General features: G+C 71.5%; 4 protein-coding genes. 2 read left to right on the forward strand and 2 right to left on the reverse strand.

Annotated elements, in window-relative coordinates; translation table 11 throughout:
* Positions 1–217: 217 nt before the first annotated feature.
* Both AOK09_RS26850 and AOK09_RS26855 read left to right on the forward strand, forming a co-directional pair.
* Positions 218–895 (forward strand): macro domain-containing protein, encoded by a 678-nt coding sequence (locus AOK09_RS26850; protein WP_055589838.1) that lies wholly within the window; start codon positions 218–220, stop codon positions 893–895.
* 467 nt (positions 896–1362) lie between these two features.
* The gene (locus AOK09_RS26855) at positions 1363–2493 is read left to right on the forward strand and encodes a peptidoglycan recognition protein family protein (RefSeq protein WP_055589839.1); all 1131 of its coding nucleotides are present in this window, start codon (positions 1363–1365) and stop codon (positions 2491–2493) included.
* A 173-nt stretch (positions 2494–2666) separates the two neighbouring features.
* On the opposite strand, the gene AOK09_RS26860 is transcribed toward AOK09_RS26855, so the two are convergent.
* Together AOK09_RS26860 and AOK09_RS26865 are read right to left on the reverse strand one after the other, a co-directional pair.
* Positions 2667–3356 carry a response regulator transcription factor gene (locus AOK09_RS26860; protein WP_055589840.1) on the reverse strand — a complete coding sequence of 230 codons (690 nt, stop codon included), beginning with the start codon at positions 3354–3356 and terminating at the stop codon, positions 2667–2669.
* The coding region (locus tag AOK09_RS26865) for a sensor histidine kinase (RefSeq protein WP_245687495.1) at positions 3353–3713 on the reverse strand (361 nt) is incomplete at its 5' end. The genes AOK09_RS26860 and AOK09_RS26865, both read right to left, overlap by 4 nt.

The following is a 3713-nucleotide window of genomic DNA, read 5'->3' on the forward strand; positions in this document are numbered from 1 at the left end:
GGGGGGGCGGGGGCGGGGGAAGCGCTCATGGTGGAGGGACTCCGAATGGTCAACGGGGCTGGTGAAGGGCCTGATCGGCGAAGTGGTCCGAGACTAGGACAGCCCACTGACAGCCCCTGTGCGGTTCCCGGGGACGCAGGGTGACGGCGGCTGCTCTGTCAGTGGGGGGCGCTAGCGTCCCGATCAGTCGAGCGAACCTTCCCGATCGGAGTGAACCATGACCGTTGACCGCGTGCAGCCGCCGCTCAGGGTGGTGCTGACCGACATCAACACCGCAGTGGTGGAGGCGTGGCGGGCGGCCTTCGCCGACACCCCCGAGATCGAGATCCGCAGGGGCTCGATCCTCGACGAGGACGTCGACGCCTGGGTCAGCCCCACCAACTCCCGTGGGCGGATGGACGGCGGGGTGGATGCGGCCGTCAAGCGGTATCTCGGCGCGGGCATCCAGCTGCGGGTGCAGCGGGCGATCCGCAGCCGGTTCGCAGGTTCGCTCCCGGTGGGCAGCGCGGTGTGCGTTCCCTCGGGTGCGGTCAAGCCGAGGTTCCTGATCTCCACCCCGACGATGGAGACGTCCTCGCAGAATGTCAGCGAGACCCTGAACGTGGCCCTGGCTTGCGCCGCCGCCTTCCAGGCGATCCATCAGCAGAACGACAGGGCACCGGGCTCCATCCGCTCGGTGGCGCTGGTCGGGATGGGCGCCCAGACCGGCCGGGTGCCGGCGAGGGTCTGCGCCAACCTGATGTGGACGGGTTACACCCTCTTCAATGACCACTCGTTCCAGGACGACGACGAGCTGCGCAGCACCATTGTCGCCCAGCTCGACGACATCGAGCGCGCGCCCGTGGAGAAGCGGGTCCGCATAGCCCCGCCCACCCGTTCCCGCGCCCGCCGCTGAGGAGGATTCCGGCCGCCGCGTCCGCCCCCGCGGTGGATGTGGTTTCGCCGCCCGTTCCAGGGCGGCGCCGCCGCGGGCCCTCGGGATCGCCGAGGCGCGGCGAGACCTGGCCCCGGGGCTCAACCTTCACGCAGCAACACCCTGTGCAGCCCAGAACCGCAGGGCGCACCTGACTCTGCGCTACTGCCGCCAGAGGAGTCGCTCCGTCAGGAGTGAGCAGGCGGACGGAACTCCGGATGCGCTGCCGGTGCGGGGCCAAGCCGAGGGCTCCGGTCCGTGCCGTGCCAAGGAGGGCCCTTCGGGGGTGGGGTGCTGATCGGCCCGTCGACGGACACTGCCACGCCGCCCGCAGTCGACGGGCCGTTGGAAATGTTCAGTACAAGCCCTGGCTCGGTGAGTATCTGTCATTTATTCTCACGCTGTCGTCAGTTGACGAAAAAAACTTCCGAAACCGCTGGGGGCTCACCATGGCCGTGCCGGAGCACGAGGTCGACCGCCGTACGCTGTTGAGGCTCGGCATGGGAGGGGCGGTCGCCGCAGTGGTCGGCGCCCAGATGGCCTTCCCCTCGGCGGCGGAGGCGGCGCCGTCGGCAGAGTTCCCCTGGATCATCGACTGCGACAGCTGGGGCGCGAGGCCGCCGGCGAGCCCCGTCCAGATCACCGGAAACACCACCAACAAGATCATCCTGCATCACATGGCGTTCCCCAACGTCACCGACTACTCCCGCGAGCACGCCCTCCAACTGGCTCGGGACTGCCAGAACCTGCACATGGACACCAACGGCTGGGCCGACACGGGCCAGCACTTCACGGTGAGCCGCGGCGGGTACGTCCTGGAGGGGCGTCACCGAAGCCTGGAGACCCTGGAGGCCGGGCAGCACCAGGTGATCTCGGCGCACTGCCCGGGCGAGAACGGCAATGCGATCGGCATAGAGAACGAGGGCACCTACATCACCGAGACCCCGCCCGACGCCCTCCTCGACTCCCTCGTCCGGCTCTGCACCGCCGTCTGCACCAAGTTCCGCCTCAACGCCTGGGACATCTTCGGCCACTGGGACTTCCGCGAGACCGACTGCCCCGGCATCGCCTTCTACGCCCAGTTCCCCGTGATCCGGACCCGCGTGCTGAAGGCCCTGGGCACGCCCAGCAGCGCGATACCCGAGCGCCGCTGGCCGGACATCTGGCGCTTCGTCGACGGCCCGGTGGTCAAGGTGGCCCAGTACCTGCTCGCCGACCTCGGCTACGCCCTGGCACCCACCGGGGTCTTCGGCACCGACATGAACCCGGTGGTGGGCGACTTCCAGGCACGCAACGGCATACCGGTCGACCCGGACTGCACCTTCGACCGCGCGACCTGGGAAGCACTCGTCCCCACCCTCGCCAAGGACGCCGCGGGCCTGCCCGTCCAGGCGCTCCAGGAGATGCTGATCCGCAAGGGCCACACCGACGTCGTCCAGACGGGCAGCTACGACCACGCCACCATGAAGGCCGTCCAGGCGATGCAGCGGCTGCATGGGCTGGTCCCCGACGGCAAGGTGGACGTGGACACCTGGTGTGCCGTCGTCGGAGGCGTGGTGCGCACGGCCTTCCGGGCCTGACCCGCCCGGCCGGCGCGGGGACCGGGGCGGCTGGATCGTAGCGGCCGGGCCGGCGCTGCGAGTTGCCGCCCCGCGCCCCGGCCTGACCCGCGTCCGAGACCGCCAACCCATGACGGAGCATCAGATGCTGTCCGCGGCCCCCGCCCTTCGGCGGTACGCGGCCGGGCGGGCGTTCACAGCTGCGTCCCGCCCCGCCCGCCGGGGGCGACCAGGCCCGACTCGTAGGCTGCGATGACCAGTTGGGCCCGGTCCCGAGCGCCCAGTTTGCCCATGATGCGACTGACGTGCGTCTTGGTGGTGAGCGGGCTGAGCCCCAGCGCCTCGGCGGCCTCGGTGTTGTTGAGCCCGCGGGCGACGAGGGTGAGGACCTGGCGCTCGCGTTCGGAGAGGGCGGCGAGGCTCGTAGGGGCCGGTGCACCGGGCGGGGGACCCTCGGGAAGGCGCAGGACACGGGCGATGAGGCGGGCGGTCGGCCCTGGGGAGAGCAGAGCCTCCCCGGCGGCCACCGTCCGGACGGCGTCGAGGAGTTCGGCCGGGCGGCAGTCCTTCACCAGGAAGCCGCTGGCACCGGCACGCAGCGCGGAGATCACATGGTCGTCGGTGTCGTACGTGGTCAGAACCAGGATGCGGACCCCGGCCAGATCCTCGTCCGCGGCGATCAGCCGGGTGGCCTCGATACCGTCCAGGCCCGGCATGCGGATGTCCATCACGATGACGTCGGCGCGGGCGCTGCGGGCGCGCTCCACAGCCTCGTGGCCCGTCGCGGCGTGGCCGACCACCGTCATGTCGGGGGCGGACGAGACCAGCATCGCAAAGGCCTCACGGACCAGCATCTGGTCGTCGGCGAGCAGGACGCGGATCACTGCGGCCCTCCCGTCAGGGGCAGGACGGCCGCCACCGCGAATCCGCCCTCCGGGCGCGGGCCGGCGGAGAGGGTGCCGCCGACACTGCGTACCCGCTCACGCATGCCGACCAGGCCGTACCCGGCGCCGTACCCGGCCGGGGACGCACCGGCCCGGGCGGCAGGCCTGGGAGCCGACGCCCGCCAGGGCCGCCACCGCCCGCCCGGCGCAGCCGGCTCCGGCTCCTCATCGGCGCAGGGGCCGTCGTCCATGACATCGATCCGCAGCACCGCGCCGTCGACGGCGACCCCGACCCGCACCCGGGTCCCACCGGCGTGGCGCACGGCGTTGGTGAGGGCCTCCTGCACGATCCGGTAC

The organism is Peterkaempfera griseoplana (genome assembly GCF_001418575.1).
Classification (GTDB): Bacteria; Actinomycetota; Actinomycetes; order Streptomycetales; family Streptomycetaceae; genus Peterkaempfera; species Peterkaempfera griseoplana.

What these genes read in the sequence shown, in the direction of transcription:
- AOK09_RS26850 (WP_055589838.1), top strand. Translation starts at nt 218, where the DNA reads ATGACCGTTGACCGCGTGCAGCCGCCGCTCAGGGTGGTGCTGACCGAC.
- AOK09_RS26855 (WP_055589839.1), top strand. Translation starts at nt 1,363, where the DNA reads ATGGCCGTGCCGGAGCACGAGGTCGACCGCCGTACGCTGTTGAGGCTC.